This window comes from Lysinibacillus sphaericus (assembly GCF_000600105.1).
In the GTDB taxonomy this organism is placed as follows: Bacteria; Bacillota; Bacilli; order Bacillales_A; family Planococcaceae; genus Lysinibacillus; species Lysinibacillus sphaericus.
Genome location: NZ_CP006837.1, coordinates 2,530,312 through 2,543,530 on the forward strand (window position 1 = coordinate 2,530,312; position 13,219 = coordinate 2,543,530).

Annotated in this window: 17 protein-coding genes; all 17 read right to left on the minus strand. The window is 41.1% G+C overall.

All coding sequences use genetic code 11. The features are described 5' to 3' along the window. Positions 1-11 precede the first annotated feature (11 nt). The 17 genes from T479_RS11915 to T479_RS11995 all read right to left on the minus strand — a co-directional run bounded on the left by T479_RS11915 (position 12) and on the right by T479_RS11995 (position 13,219). Positions 12-419, minus strand: coding sequence for a phage baseplate assembly protein V (locus T479_RS11915; RefSeq protein ID WP_052599491.1), 408 nt, complete (start codon positions 417-419; stop codon positions 12-14). After that, entirely contained in the window at positions 419-1,438 is a 1,020-nt protein-coding gene (locus tag T479_RS11920) for a phage late control D family protein (RefSeq protein WP_025219703.1), read from the minus strand. Before T479_RS11920 ends, T479_RS11915 begins: the two co-directional genes overlap by 1 nt. Further along, complete coding sequence (locus T479_RS11925) at positions 1,435-1,650, minus strand: tail protein X (RefSeq protein ID WP_025219704.1); 216 nt, start codon at positions 1,648-1,650, stop codon at positions 1,435-1,437. Before T479_RS11925 ends, T479_RS11920 begins: the two co-directional genes overlap by 4 nt. Beyond that, positions 1,643-4,426, minus strand: a complete 2,784-nt coding sequence (locus T479_RS22875) for a phage tail tape measure protein (protein ID WP_025219705.1) — start codon at positions 4,424-4,426, stop codon at positions 1,643-1,645. Before T479_RS22875 ends, T479_RS11925 begins: the two co-directional genes overlap by 8 nt. A gap of 156 nt (positions 4,427-4,582) precedes the next feature. Further along, the gene (locus T479_RS11935) at positions 4,583-4,915 is read right to left on the minus strand and encodes a phage tail assembly protein (RefSeq protein WP_025219706.1); all 333 of its coding nucleotides are present in this window, start codon (positions 4,913-4,915) and stop codon (positions 4,583-4,585) included. A gap of 21 nt (positions 4,916-4,936) precedes the next feature. Next, positions 4,937-5,452 carry a phage major tail tube protein gene (locus T479_RS11940; RefSeq protein WP_025219707.1) on the minus strand — a complete coding sequence of 172 codons (516 nt, stop codon included), beginning with the start codon at positions 5,450-5,452 and terminating at the stop codon, positions 4,937-4,939. A gap of 11 nt (positions 5,453-5,463) precedes the next feature. Continuing rightward, positions 5,464-6,906, minus strand: coding sequence for a phage tail sheath family protein (locus tag T479_RS11945; RefSeq protein ID WP_025219708.1), 1,443 nt, complete (start codon positions 6,904-6,906; stop codon positions 5,464-5,466). Further along, positions 6,903-7,202 (minus strand): hypothetical protein, encoded by a 300-nt coding sequence (locus tag T479_RS11950; protein ID WP_025219709.1) that lies wholly within the window; start codon positions 7,200-7,202, stop codon positions 6,903-6,905. Before T479_RS11950 ends, T479_RS11945 begins: the two co-directional genes overlap by 4 nt. Continuing rightward, entirely contained in the window at positions 7,195-7,689 is a 495-nt protein-coding gene (locus T479_RS11955; RefSeq protein WP_025219710.1) for a hypothetical protein, read from the minus strand. The genes T479_RS11950 and T479_RS11955 overlap by 8 nt, the downstream gene beginning before the upstream one ends. 4 nt (positions 7,690-7,693) lie before the next feature. Then, positions 7,694-8,242, minus strand: coding sequence for a phage tail protein (locus T479_RS11960; protein ID WP_025219711.1), 549 nt, complete (start codon positions 8,240-8,242; stop codon positions 7,694-7,696). An 8-nt stretch (positions 8,243-8,250) separates the two neighbouring features. Next, positions 8,251-8,580, minus strand: coding sequence for a hypothetical protein (locus T479_RS11965; RefSeq protein ID WP_025219712.1), 330 nt, complete (start codon positions 8,578-8,580; stop codon positions 8,251-8,253). After that, the gene (locus tag T479_RS11970; RefSeq protein ID WP_025219713.1) at positions 8,573-8,938 is read right to left on the minus strand and encodes a hypothetical protein; all 366 of its coding nucleotides are present in this window, start codon (positions 8,936-8,938) and stop codon (positions 8,573-8,575) included. The genes T479_RS11965 and T479_RS11970 overlap by 8 nt, the downstream gene beginning before the upstream one ends. Positions 8,939-8,950: 12 nt before the next feature. Beyond that, positions 8,951-9,976, minus strand: a complete 1,026-nt coding sequence (locus tag T479_RS11975) for a major capsid protein (protein ID WP_025219714.1) — start codon at positions 9,974-9,976, stop codon at positions 8,951-8,953. Positions 9,977-9,980: 4 nt separating this feature from the next. After that, complete coding sequence (locus T479_RS11980; protein WP_025219715.1) at positions 9,981-10,346, minus strand: head decoration protein; 366 nt, start codon at positions 10,344-10,346, stop codon at positions 9,981-9,983. Between the two features lies 1 nt (position 10,347). Next, positions 10,348-11,412, minus strand: a complete 1,065-nt coding sequence (locus T479_RS22880; RefSeq protein WP_025219716.1) for a head maturation protease, ClpP-related — start codon at positions 11,410-11,412, stop codon at positions 10,348-10,350. Then, positions 11,402-12,973 (minus strand): phage portal protein, encoded by a 1,572-nt coding sequence (locus T479_RS11990; protein ID WP_025219717.1) that lies wholly within the window; start codon positions 12,971-12,973, stop codon positions 11,402-11,404. The genes T479_RS22880 and T479_RS11990 overlap by 11 nt, the downstream gene beginning before the upstream one ends. Before the next feature lie 12 nt (positions 12,974-12,985). After that, the gene (locus T479_RS11995) at positions 12,986-13,219 is read right to left on the minus strand and encodes a DUF6148 family protein (protein ID WP_025219718.1); all 234 of its coding nucleotides are present in this window, start codon (positions 13,217-13,219) and stop codon (positions 12,986-12,988) included.

Sequence of the window (13,219 nt, forward strand, 5' to 3'; positions counted from 1 at the left end):
TATCCCTTCCTTTATGAAGTACTAGCAATTGGTGAAAGTAATTGGCCATTTACTGTAACAGGCCCTTTTGTTTGGATATTGATTTCACCAACTATATTGACATGTAATGTATGTGTCTTAGCGTCATAATCTATCACACTACCATCTTCGAACTCGATGCATCGTTTCTCTGGTTCGCTGCAGGGTGGCTGTGTGCCTTCTGAATAAAAAGCCCCTATAATAAAGCCTTCACTTTGTTTTGTAAACAAACAAAGTACATGTTCACCAATCTTCGGCATCCAGAAATCCTTATTTTTTAAAGTCCCGCGATATAACACACGCAAAGGAGCTGATATTTTGTTGTCTTGCTCTTCAATTTTGACCCGTGCTGTTCCCTTTGTTGGATCAATGGTTGTGACTTCGCCAACTTGCACTCGCATCAGTATCCCTCCAAACATTTACGTAAATCGAGTGTTATTTTGCTTTTGTAATGTTGTACCCTCGTTACAATATATTTGCCGTTCAAACGGCCAAAACCAATTACATCAAACGTCATGCCCGCATCGATATGCATTTCACTGATTACAACTAATTGAATCGTTGTAGCTTCTTTATTCGCTTCCCTCAATCGTTTTTTCGCCAGTTTCTGAGCTTCTGCCACCGATTTAACCTCTTCCTTCACAACTAATGTACGGCCAACTTTTGGCGCCTTTGGAGGTGTGAATGTTGCCTTTATCGTCTTCTTTTTCCCAGCATCATGTGACTGTACTCGGCAAGCCTTATACGTCCCAGTAAGTGTTGTATTGAATCGCCATTGAAGTACTTGAATGTTAGACGTTTCTTTACTCACGCGTAGTATTGTATCGACTACAGGTTTCGCCTCATAATCCGCCTCATCTAAAACGACAATGGCGCTATTGGATAATTTAAGACATAACCCTTCGTCTTTACATAATCGATGTAAAAAAGCTAAATCTGTTTCAGATTCTTGCTCATAGCGGTCTTTTTTAGGATTTTCGGTTGTTTCCCAAAAAAGCTTTAAACGATTGGCTTTCGCAATATCTTGTACTACTTGTTTTAAGGTTGCATTTTCCCATGCCTTCGATTTGTATTCACCTCGAATGGAATTGGATTCGGGAACAGCTAACGCCTTAATCGTCATGTTTGTTGGTGGTCCATCACCAATTAATTCATCTACCTCAAACTTACCTAGCTTCGTTTTTACAACACGATCTGCCCAATGAGTTCTTGCAATTTCAGCTTCGATTAGGGAACCTTTCGATGGGAACCAATCATTTAACCAATGTACATCCGCATCCTGTAAAACTAGCTGTAAATCATCGATTTCTCCACTTAAATTGTCGGTATACGTCCAATCTAATAAATCGTCTCCTAACTCATCGGTCAAACGCGTATTATTGTAGGTTACATTTAACTCCGTTCGTCTTGCCATCGTCATACATCATCGTGCTCCCCGAGCCATGCAGGACGTTGTACATAAATCGCTGTATCGATGACCGGAACGTTTAAAACAACATCACCAATAAAAATAATCGTGTCACGATGCTTTGGATTTGCTTCAAGTAAAAGAGGGAGCAAATACTCGCTCCCCCATAACCGATAGGTAATTAAATCCCACGTATCACCCTGAATCGTTGTATAGCTATTCATATTGCGTCCTCCTTGATGTAGCGCCGCCAGCACCTTGAATCTGCACATTGTCGATACGTGTGCGAAGTCGGTTTAACGCGACGATCACATGTTGAACAGCAGGTTGAATGCCTTGGATGGATGAAACCCACCCCGATGCTTGTCCAATGGTTGATGCTAACGTTGACATATTTGTATTGGATAGATCGGTAGTTGCTTTTAATGAAGCAAAGGACGTAACAAATTCCGTGCTGACTTGTCCTGTATACTTCGTTAAATTATCCATATTGGCGGCAGTCGTACTAATGCTTGTTTCTAGTTTTGTGAATGCTGTATTCGTCGTCTCAAACGTAGTCGCAAGTTGTGTCGCAGCTGCATTTAATTTTGTAGTATCTACGGATTTCGTTGCCTCGGTACGTCCTTTATCAGATGGTGCTTGACTTGCAGCTCGTTGTCCTCCACGTGCTGTATCTACCGCTTTACCACCTGCCCATTTTCCTCCTATATAGCCAGCAGCTCCACCTAATAGAAGACCAAGGGTTGTACCGATTCCTGGTGCAATAGCTGTTCCGATAGCAGCTCCTAGTTTTGCACCACCAAGGCCACCTGCAAATCCACCAGTTGTTTGTGCTGTCGCTTTGACTTTATCTTTTGATTTAAAAATATCATGAACACCCATTGCGAAACCGATTGGCGCAAAGCCTTTACCAATCCCTTTCGCAACAGTCGTTAGCGCCTTGCCGCCACCTTTCACGACATTTTTCCCTGTGTTAAAAATTTGAGATAAAGCAGATTGACTACCTTTAGGAGCTACTTTCGCTGCACCTTTGTTTGTTCCTTTAGTTTTCGATTTCTTTTCTTTTGAGCTTGTTGGCGCTGTTGTAACTTCACATAAAGTTGTTGTGGCTGCTTGCGCTGCTCCCTTAGTTCTTTTTGACTTTGATTTTTTTCCTTTTGCTTTTGTAGTTGTTGTTTCAACACTTGCAGTATCTTGAGAAGATGCGGAATCTTTCCTTGCTCCTTTCCCACCTCGTTTCTCTAATGCCCATCTACCTGCACCGATAGCCCCTTTCACAAGTGCTCCACCACCAAGCATCCAAGCTGCAGCACCCATGCCAAGTGCGCCAGCGAAATTGCCGTTTAATGCATTATTACCGGCTGCTTTTAAAGAACCTGTAAATGCTCCTAAAAATGCTTTAACAGCTATTTCTCCAAGTTTAGAGAAGATTTTTTCCGTTGCTTGTCCACCGCTGCCACCTAGCCACTCTTCCGCTTTAGCAGTAGCCGTATCTAACATATAGATGACTTTATCGCCAAAGTCCATGTTACGAAACAATTCATATTTCTCTAATTCTCGATTGTATTGATTGATCATCTTTTGGACATCAGCCGGATCCATGTTCGGTTCGATTTTTGGTTTGATAGGTTTTGTTGTGCTAAATGGGGCAGTAATATCCTCAAGGATTTTTGCAGTCACTTCCCCGGCTTTTTCAATTTTGCTCATGTTATTATCTACATTTCCTGCTATACCACCAAAAAACTTTTGGAAGACTGGTAAAACAGGTTCCATAAACTTGATTTGAGCAGCCTCGATATTACTTTGCAAAAGCTTAAGAGACCCTGCGTAATTATCGACCATTGTTGCAGACATTTTTGCTGCAGTTCCCTCTGACTTCTCTAAGGCAGCCGTCATTCGCTCAAGTTCATCCGAACCAGTCGAAAGTAGAATAGACCAATGCTTAACAGCTTCTGTTCCGAACAGTGTAGTGAGCGTGGCTGATTTTTGTTTATCGGTCATGCCAGCCGTACCCTTTTCAATTTCCTTAATAAGTTTCGGGAGTGGTTTAAGGGTTCCCTGCGCGTCAAAGAAAGCTATATTGGTTTTCTTCATAACTTTTTGCACACTTGCGTTATCCTTCGATAACCTACTTAAAGAAGAAGCAAATGCTTGACCAGCAATGGAACCTTTCAGACCTTGGTTAGCAAGTGCCATCATCCCAGCCGTAGTGCCTTCTAGTGACCATTTAAAAGTATTGGCTACTGGTGCGAGATATTTCATCCCTTCACCAAGCATCTCCACGTTTGTGTTAGCATTCGCTTGGGCGTAAGCAAAGACGTCCGCAGCATGTCCTGCTTTATCTGCGCTTAGTCCAAATGCTTGCATTGTATCGGATGTAACGTCTGAAGCTCTTCCTAAATCAAGGGCTCCAGCTGCAGCAAGATTTAGCATACCGGGCATCGCTGATATAATTTCATCTGTTTTCCACCCTGCCAGTGCAAGGTATTCCATTCCTTTCGCCGCTTCAGTAGGAGAAAATACCGTTGACTTTCCAAGCTTTTGTGCTTCTGCATTCAGTCTTGCAAAATCAGTTGCGGTTGCACTAGACACTGCTGATACTTTGGCCATCTGTGCTTCAAAATCCGCTGCTTTATTTAATGAAGACAAAGCCACTGTTGTCGCTGCAACTGCAGTACCACCCACTGCCACACCGGCAGCACGTTTCGCTTTATTCATGCCACTATCAAAGGTAGCTTTCAACGCATTAAGACGGCGTTGGCTACCTTCTAGCTGTTTTAATTCACGTGCTAATTTTGCGGTACCTTCTGCATATTGTGACTGATGAATCTTGCCATTACGGAATTCGCGACCGAGTCGAGCCATTTCACGCTGTGCTTCACGCGAGCGTTTTTTTAAATCATTGAGGTTTGTTGTAGCTTTGTTAAAAACATTGTTGAAGGAGCTAGCGAATTTCCCGTTAATCTCAAAAGTCATATCATATGATCTTGATCTAGCCATCCTTTTTCGCTCCTTCCTCTAGTACTTCTTCCAGTACCTCTTTCCACTCTTTCAGTGATAGAAAGGATTGTTGTGCCCAATAGTCAATGGAGGTAAAGGAATTAGAGGCCATGACAAGTAGTAGTTTTCTTATATCTCTTGCGCCTCCCTGAGGACCTACAATCCTAACAAAAAATTACGAGCCGTAAAGGTCACTTCGACAAAGTCTGCAATCGATAATTTCATTAAATCGTCCGGTAAAATACCTGAAGCTTTGGACGCTATTTTTAATAATACGTGTTGATTGTAAACGGAATTGAAGCCTTCTGGGTGATCCTCTGTTTTTAATTCCGCATCAATTTGCAACACATCAGCGCCTGTCATATTGCTAAAATCCAGTTGAATTTCATTGAAAAAAGTCCCATCAATTTCGATAGGACTTTGTAAAGTAATAACTTTAATATTTGGATTTTCTACAACTACTTCTTGTTTTATTTCATTGTCCTTCATTTGTCATCTACTCCTTTTGCTTTAAAGTCCTAATGCTTCTCGAATTTTTGCGCTATAATCAATGCCGTCCACTTTGTAAATATAGTTATGACGATCATATTCAAACATTACCTTGCCATTATACTCAAGCTTTATATAGTAAACCTCAATCTCAGTGGAAGCTTCATACGGTGAGCCTTTTGCCACTTTTCCTAATGGATTTCCTAGTACAGATCCATGCACTAGTACTCTAGAAGGAACATTGAAGCGTGAACGTTTTTTTATATCATAGATTTGATTGGACATCCGTAAGTCTATTTTTAAGCTATCTGGTTTATAAAAATCGATTAGCTCCCCTGTAATCACACGCCAATTGAGTTTAAGCTTCATCGACTCTAAATGACCGTAATTGGGCGCTTCATATTCTCCTAAAATCCCAGCACCATTCACAGTCTCTGCCATGAATTTTAACTCGGGTAATTCTGCATCGGTAATACCTAATAAATCAGGTTTATCATTTACAAAAACCCTAAAATCATTTATTTTTTCCGGAAACATACTTGTCCCCCCTAATCAGTGATAAACAATGCATTATAATAATTCACATCAAACTCTAAAATATTATCAATATCTTGCGCTGGTGTTGGTTCAGCTACTAAATATCGGAAACGTATTTTTCCGCTATTTAAATCTGTTAAAGGGTTATCTTCTTTTCTAAATTCAACGCGTCCGCCAATTAAAACCCCTTGACCTTGTAAACCGTTCAACCACATCCCCATCGTATCTAGCACTCTATTAATTAGACGCGGACCAATTGGCCCATCTACCATACTCCAAGTTGTTAAAATAATGGTGTTACCTAACCAATTGTGCGTAATCCGAACAGGCGTAAAAATATCTTTGACATCCGTATTACCAGGGTACGCTCCCGTATAGTTCCCCCAAGCACGCCATCCACCAATAAAGTTGATAGCGGTAGTAATACCTTGGTTATTTAGCAACTCTGCTTGATCCGGTGATAAATCGATTTCTTCATAACCATTGTCTTTTTCTACTAATAATTTGGTCATTGGTAATGATTTATTAGATGGCGATTCGTGTGGAAAATCCCCATTGTCATACGCCGTTTTCATAATACGACAAGCAATGTGAGACGAAAGGTGATACACTTTATCGCCCATGCCAACAAGTGGCCAACAAACGACTTCATTATGACCCGTATAATTGTTGGTGTTTTTCCATTCATTGACCTTTGTATACGTATTTGCAACACGGGTATTCACATCATCTAACACCTGTGCTTTGAAGTAGGAATTGATGGATGAAGCCTTAGCTTTCATCACCGCTGCCACCGTTGGATCTTTTGAAAACTTAGGTGCAAGAACAAGACCTGGCACCATCCCTAGTTTAGGAAATACATTGTTTAGCAACTCTAAACCTGTACTCTTTCCGGATGCATTATCATAACCACCGATAATATGATTGTTAGTAATAACATTCGGCGTTACATAATCATAAGTGACATTGACCGTTGTTACATTGCCCTTTACTATTGCCAGTACAACTTGGCCATCTTCATTGAATGACGCCATATAGTCTTCATCATTTTTCAATTTCGTTTCATTGTTTTGAACAACTAGCGATTTTAATAAAATGCCCGTTGTTTCGATCATCCCTTTTTTATTACGAATCGTTATGGATTCCGTTTTGCTTGTTTTATGTTTTGTTGGATCTAAAACATTTACAAACACAACTGGTGCTACTTTAAATTGTCTAAATGCTAAATCCGCCATTTCACAAAGGGTGTAATTTGCCCAATCATCGGAGTACCCGAATGCTTTCACAAATTCGGCAAATGAATAGGCTAGAACAGGCTGATTCACATTTTCTTGGGTTTCAGCCAAATGAATAGGAGCTGTACCAAAAACGACAGGAAGTGTCGCTGTCGCTACTACAGGTGCGGAAATAGAGGTAGGAACCTCTCGTACTCTTGAACCATGTCGAATCATCACTGTTTCACCTCACTAAAATAGACTGCTGTTTTTTTATACCACATCGATTCTACTGAATGCGCATCTAGTAAACGCTGTTGAACCTCCACGAGCTTTTCAGGGGCAATAAACATGTTTCGAAATGCCGGTGATTTTTCAAGGTGATCTTTAAAATGCTCCGGGTAACCCCCAACAAAAGAACTGAATCGTTGTAAACCGATTACGGGTGGCCCTACATAGATAAGAATCTCCTGTGGTACACTCTCTGTAATAACTTGACCTACTTGTTGTGGTGATGCTTGTTGGTTTTTAATCATTGAAGGCATCTCCAAACTCACTCCTATCTAATTGAACTGCTGGTGTTGCAAATTCGACTTCCATAACGCCACGCCACAGCGGTTTCATTTGCTCTTCAAAAAGCGCCATTTCGATATCACCTGATAAGGAACCAGGGCCTACAAATCCGACTTCTTTTAACGCAAATTTCATCCGGTTCATGACATGCAGCGTATCTCGCCACCCTTGGCGTTCATCCTTGCTATACGTACCGATTAAAAATCTAAATTGTATCGTATTACTATCTTTTAAATTATCTTTTTCATACAAAAAACGAACAATGACGAATGGGTAGTCGTCCTGTTCGGTATCGTCATCACCACGTCGTGCATTCTTCTTCGGTGGCAAATAGCCATCATATACTGTCGGTGGTTTCCATATATCTTCATCTTTTGTTTGCAAGCGCATATCTGCCAAAGCTTCTGTAAAAAAGGCAACTAATTCATCGGTCATATTTAAAGCATCCATCTTATCAGCCTCCGTATAATAGTCGGTTCATTTCATGGTCAAGACGTTTATCCAATGTTTTTTGAGCATGGGTCGTAATATTAGTAAATACTTTTGGCTCTCTCGTCATTTGGGCTATTGAAGGTCCATATCGTCCCTTAATCGGTAACCGCCTTTTCCCAACACGTGTAAAGGCGTTCATATGTGCATTTTCCATTTTTGCAACAAAGGCATGTGGAATGAGTTTTCTACTACTACCTTTTTTCACACGAGCGCGCACTGGCATGATATCAGGCATGGTAGGTGTGATATCAAACTTCATTAAAGGCGTTACGCCCCCACTTATATGAACATGCGCTGATAGCTGGCTAGCGGTCGCTTTCTTGACCTTCATCGGCTTTTTGACATCTAGGGCTCGAATCACATACTTAGCTCGAACTTCCTTACTTGCCTTTGTTCTTGAAGATTCTGCAGATTGATTAATCGCACGAGCAAATAAAATCCGTGCTTCTTTTGGCGTTTTAGCAAAAAGTTTTTCTAACACTTCCACTTGATGCATTTTTAGTTCAATCATATTGCCACCTAACTTTCATTTGCACTGACGACAATGCGGATAATCCCCATGTCCTCGCTCGCTTCTTCGACATAGTATTCTTCGCCATCCAACAACAAAATGTTGCCGACTTTCGGTACATAGAAATCGCATGCTTTCACAAATATTGTTTTAAGATGCAAAAATACGTCTTGCGATGCACTTAACTGTTCACGGCTATAGTCTTTTACATTTTCCACATTACTTTCTACAACTAAATCAAGGAATTCTCCGTCTAATTCATGCACCTCCGCCAATTCCAGACAATTAAAAAAGACATCTAAATCCTCGGCTACAAGGTCTTTAAATGTCCTATTCATTGGCGTCATCCTCAAGCAACGCATGGGCTTTTCCTTGCTGGATAATCGCTTGTATGACGTCGTCTTTTTTCGAAATACCTGTTAAATCGACTCCAACTTCTTTTGCCGTACGTTTTAGATCGTCGGCATTGTATTCCGTGTCGAGCGCCATGCGAAGCTCTTCCATTTCCTCTGCAGGTATCGTTACCTTTTGATTTTCAACTCGCTGCCTTTGAAGCTCCTCTTCTGGCGAAAGTACATATTCTGCTGCCTTTAAGTGAACTAATCGTGATTCCTCTGCTTCTGTTAACCCATCGATAATCGCTCCTTTTGCATAAAACACATTATCATGACAAATCGTATGTTTTGCTCGAATCATATGCGTACCCCCTTATAGCACTTTCGCTACAAACCAGCTATTTACTTCTTTTGGTATCGGCAACGGTTTGGCACTTAATTGCAAAATTTTTCGAGCAGGGCGTTTTTCCGTCCATGAATCAGGGACACGATCCGCTTCGTAAGTTACTAAATCATCACCTTTCGCAATGGTGATAGCTGCATAGGCCATTGAAAAATCCGCTTCTGTCGCTAGCAAGGCAATCGTTCCAGGAGGGACAATGGGCTTTACCTTATTATCGACATCATCATAGTAGCTACTTGCATATTCATATATCCGACCTACCCCTGCAATTGTACCGATATACGTTGCCCCGTTTGGTAATGTTTCAGGCCTTAGTTCACCGATATTTACATTACGAATATCTAATAGTTTTAATATGTCATTATCCCTCAGTAGTACATCCGTTACATCTGGTGATATGACTACATTATCAACGTTTACAAAGCCTGTTTCTTGGACAGTTCGTACCCAACGTTTCAAATCAGCGTATTTTTTTGATGTAAAAGCACTCCATAAGTTCGACCCTGAAAGCGTCTCTCGATTCGTATGATTAAACGAAATCACATAATCGACACCTTCGCCTTTCACATTAATTTCACCATCAAAAATCGCCTGTGCACACATCACTTCTTCTCGACGTGTAATCATGGTGTCGAGCTCTTTTAAATCTTTCACTAGCTTTGCCGCTGCTCGCTCATCTGGTGTACGAGAAGAATATAAATTTTCGCCCATTGAACGATTTTGTAAATCCGCAGCTGTTGTAATTGTCGTTGGAGCAACTAATGGTGGTGCAAATGTTTCTGTACGATAACCGCTATTTTCTACAACTTTACCACCGATTTTTTCACTTACATACGGCGCAATTTTGGCACGTCCTTTTTTAATATCTACATCGACTATATTTGTTGGAGATAGCTCTATATCAGTAAATAACATATCTCGTAAAAATGTCGTGACACGAGGCATGCGTTCGGAAAACTTTAGCATCGTACGTGTTTCAAATAAATTAATAGCCATTGATCTATTCCTCCTTTTGCGGGTCTGCTGGCACAGTATTTCTTAATGTAATCCCGATATTACTTAGAGCGATGTGATAAGGTACAACATCTGCATCCACAGGTAAAATAATTTTACGGACATTAAATTCTCCACGCTTGTAACAAACAGCCGGTTTCGTTTCATCAGCCGATGTTGCAATGGCATCCGCCATAATACCGTAAACATCTTTTGCCGAACTCGTTTTCGTCATGGCCACTGCTTGACCTTTTTCATTCAGAGCAAATACTTGTCCTACTGATAATTCTTGGTTTGCTGCTACTGTGATAGGCTCTGATACGACATCTGTTTGAAAGCCGCCTAGTAAATTATCAAACTCTAAAATCGGCATGCTATTTCACTCCATTCCCTAACACTTTATTAACAAGTGCATCAATTTCATTGTCATCGTTATTCGTTGGTGCATCATGCCCTTCAATACCATTAAGTAACGAAGCATCTTGTTGGATATTCACTAGCTTCGTTGTACGTTGTTGTGTTTGCGCGTTTAACAGTTGTAACGCGGTTTCAGCAGCCGTCATGCCTGTTTCAAACTTCGCTTTATTCACGATTTCTTCAAAGCCTGGTAATGCAATATTTTCGATTTCCTGAATCCGTTGACGTTCAGCTGCAATTGCCTCTTCTTTGGCATTATTGCGAATTTGCTCGACTACGTCAGGGTGTTTACTTTCTAATTCCTTTACATCCATTAGTTTTTCCTCTCCTTCCACTGCTTCTTGCTCGCTCGTTAGTGAAACATTGTTGTTGACGACTAAATTTGGGTCTCTTGCTAACAATTTGCGCATTTTGTCGATTACTGCTTTAGGTAATAAACCATTGGAGCCAAAATCCTGTGCCATTTGTGCTGAAGCAACGACTTCTACATCCTCGGTAAACATAATGTCATCCACAAAGCCATGCTCCACTGCTTGCTGTGCATTCATCCACGTCTCCGCGTCCATCATTTTCTTTAACTCATCGTATGACTTTTTCGTTTTCACTTTATAGGTTTGCATTATTGCTTCATTTGTTTTAATTAATAATTGCTTCATCGCTTCCATTTCACGATAATCCCCTTGTGCAATAGTCGAGGCATTATGAATCATTAATGCGCCAACTGGAGCAATAACTGTTCTTTTCGTTGCCATTGCAATAATGGACGCTGCACTTGCACAAACACCAGTAATTTCGGCTACAGAATCACCGGAGAATTTTTTAATATGGGTCCATATTTCAGACGCTGCATACACAGATCCACCAGGGCTATTAATATTAACAATCAGCTCTTTTTCGTTACTTGAGATCGCTTTATCGATTTGCTGCATAATGCGTTTAGGGCTAACAGCAGGAATGCCATACCAGTCGTAAATCCATTGTTCTCCATCTGGTACAATCGCGCCACGAAGGTCAATCCTCATCTACAATTTTCACCCCCTTTTCCTGTACAATATTTTTCATGATTTCTAAATAACTCAAATCGAGCCCCGCCTCGCGACGTGCTTGTTCTTCACGCTCGCGCTGTGCATGATTAAGCCAGTAGTTACCCCCTGTTAGTTCAACGGTTTCACGTGCTCTTGTACTAAAGCCATTTTCCACACGTAACATCGCAGCCTGTACTTCTTTTAATGGGTCGAGTTGTCCTTGTGTTGGCCCATTCCATTCAGCACTACAATAAGCTTTTCGCACCAATGGATTATCTAAAAAACCCGGTGCTTGAATTCTGCCAAGAAGTATCGCTTCTGTTAACCATTCCTCATAAATTGGCTGGCAAAAACCATTTGCTAAAAACGTGCGCCGCATCTTAAACATCTTCCACGCCTCTAAAAGCGCAGCTCGTGAGGCTGAATAACTGGATGTAAAATGTTTTAATAATATTTCATACGGGAGCTCTAACGCTGTACCAATTTGCCGACAAACCGCTACAACAAATGGATCAAATGAGGCATTATTGCGTGCTGGATTGGATGTATTTGCTTTTTCACCTTCAGCAAGTGCCACAATCGCGCCCGCTCCAAGTTCATAGCTTAATTCATCCTCTTTATCCACTTGTTCTTGTTCATTAATGGCTGACCCTAACGGTGGAGCATCATACTCATCCTTCGTTTCAATGAAAACAGTAAACAGGGAAGACACAAGGGCAGCCGTTAACTCCGCGTCTGTATATCTTCCAAGCTGTTTTAAGCTCTCAATTACTGGTGCAAGGATTGGCACACCTCGTCGTTGCTCTGGCCGTTCAGACTCCATTAAATGCAATATATTTTGACGTCCGCTCTTCTTACCAAACTTGTCGATACGCACCCATTTTTTCTGACCGGTACTCTCCGCTAAAGGATGTGTATCACAAATATGGTAAGCAACAACCTCTCCGTACTGACCAAGCTCCACGCCATTGATAATATTTTTACTTGCTCCATTTGGACTACAAATACGATCACTTTCAAGCAACTGCACACGCAATCCATACCAATGTTGCTGATGGTTTCGATAAGGTAACGTTGCAAACACCTCTCCACTCATCAAACACGATATAAATGCTAGTTGTTGCAATTCATAAAAATTATTCATTTGCAACGCATCACACATAATTGAATCAGCCCATAGAGCAAATTCGCGCTCAACCGTCGTTTCCCAGGCATCCGCTTCCTCAATAGACAAACCTAAAAACTCATGGTCAATTTGGCTGTTCAAAATCAAACCGTAGCCTACCACATTCGTTCGTATCGTTTTAATTGAGCCAGTAGCAAGTGGGGTGTTCATATACAGGTCACGGGATCGTTGACGCAACGTATCTTGATTGTCGTCAATATCTTCTTTCGTGGAACCACCTTTAAAAATCCAACCAATCATCGATTTTTTACGCTTATTTGCGCCACTATTGGCATAACCTGAATTGATAATTTGTAGTCGCTTGCGAGCACCTGCACGCTTCAATGCTCTTTCAGGCGAAACAACCTCGATCGCTTTATCCAATAAGTTCACTTGTCACACCCCCTACAAATCACGTGGCACAACTCGTATCACTCGTCTACGACTTCGACCATACTCTCGCATTTCAGCTAAAGCTAATTCGCTTCTCCAAAACTTTATTTGGTCCCTGACTTGCGCCAAATTTGCACGGTCAAAACGTCTATTTTCTAACGAATAACTCTGATTAATGGCGATTTTCGCCTCTGCCTCCAACCAAATAGCTAACCTTTCTCTACATTCATCAACTGTAAAAGCCAT

Coding starts and splice junctions, on each gene's coding strand:
- T479_RS11915 (WP_052599491.1), bottom strand. CDS start 419: ATGCGAGTGCAAGTTGGCGAAGTCACAACCATTGATCCAACAAAGGGA.
- T479_RS11935 (WP_025219706.1), bottom strand. CDS start 4,915: ATGAAGGACAATGAAATAAAACAAGAAGTAGTTGTAGAAAATCCAAAT.
- T479_RS11920 (WP_025219703.1), bottom strand. CDS start 1,438: ATGACGATGGCAAGACGAACGGAGTTAAATGTAACCTACAATAATACG.
- T479_RS11965 (WP_025219712.1), bottom strand. CDS start 8,580: ATGAATAGGACATTTAAAGACCTTGTAGCCGAGGATTTAGATGTCTTT.
- T479_RS11940 (WP_025219707.1), bottom strand. CDS start 5,452: ATGTTTCCGGAAAAAATAAATGATTTTAGGGTTTTTGTAAATGATAAA.
- T479_RS11960 (WP_025219711.1), bottom strand. CDS start 8,242: ATGATTGAACTAAAAATGCATCAAGTGGAAGTGTTAGAAAAACTTTTT.
- T479_RS22875 (WP_025219705.1), bottom strand. CDS start 4,426: ATGGCTAGATCAAGATCATATGATATGACTTTTGAGATTAACGGGAAA.
- T479_RS11955 (WP_025219710.1), bottom strand. CDS start 7,689: ATGGATGCTTTAAATATGACCGATGAATTAGTTGCCTTTTTTACAGAA.
- T479_RS22880 (WP_025219716.1), bottom strand. CDS start 11,412: ATGAGGATTGACCTTCGTGGCGCGATTGTACCAGATGGAGAACAATGG.
- T479_RS11975 (WP_025219714.1), bottom strand. CDS start 9,976: ATGGCTATTAATTTATTTGAAACACGTACGATGCTAAAGTTTTCCGAA.
- T479_RS11950 (WP_025219709.1), bottom strand. CDS start 7,202: ATGATTAAAAACCAACAAGCATCACCACAACAAGTAGGTCAAGTTATT.
- T479_RS11925 (WP_025219704.1), bottom strand. CDS start 1,650: ATGAATAGCTATACAACGATTCAGGGTGATACGTGGGATTTAATTACC.
- T479_RS11980 (WP_025219715.1), bottom strand. CDS start 10,346: ATGCCGATTTTAGAGTTTGATAATTTACTAGGCGGCTTTCAAACAGAT.
- T479_RS11995 (WP_025219718.1), bottom strand. CDS start 13,219: ATGGCTTTTACAGTTGATGAATGTAGAGAAAGGTTAGCTATTTGGTTG.
- T479_RS11970 (WP_025219713.1), bottom strand. CDS start 8,938: ATGATTCGAGCAAAACATACGATTTGTCATGATAATGTGTTTTATGCA.